Source organism: Protofrankia sp. CiP3, assembly GCF_917627345.1.
Classification (GTDB): Bacteria; Actinomycetota; Actinomycetes; order Frankiales; family Frankiaceae; genus Protofrankia.
Genome location: NZ_CAKJTM010000135.1, coordinates 9,478 through 10,005, shown reverse-complemented (window position 1 = coordinate 10,005; position 528 = coordinate 9,478). Strand labels below are relative to the sequence as shown.

The window sequence follows — 528 nt, the reverse complement described above, 5'->3', positions numbered from 1 at the left end:
CTCGCCATGGCGATCGTGGCCCTCGTCGAGCGGCCGGCGACCGAGAACACGACGTGGGGCTACCAGCGGATCCAGGGCGAGCTCCTCAAGCCCGGTCACCAGGTGAGCGCCTCCACGATCCGCCGGATCCTGAAGACCCTCAGGCTGCCACCGGCTCCGCAACGGCAGACCGACACGACATGGCGACAGCTCCTGCTCACCCAGGCCTCGACCATGCTGGCCGTCGACGTCTTCCACGTGGACTGCGCCGTGACACTGCGGCGTCTGTCCTGCTTCTTCGTCATCGAGGTCGGCTCCCGCACCGTCCACATCCTCGGGGTCACCGCCCACCCCGATGGACTGTGGACCACCCACCAAGCCCGGAACCTCCTCATGGATCTCGGTGACCGGGCGGCCGACGTCCGGTTCCTGGTCCGTGACCGGGCCGGTCAGTGCACCGCCTCCTTCGACGCGGTCCTCGCCGACGTCGGCATCACCACCGTCACGATCCCACCCCGGACTCCACGGGCGAACGCCTACGCGGAACGG

The 528-nt window shown here is 69.1% G+C and carries 1 pseudogene; it reads left to right on the top strand.

The features are described from left to right. Positions 1-6: 6 nt before the first annotated feature. Positions 7-528: pseudogene (locus MJ797_RS24115) on the top strand (transposase); the annotation flags it as partial.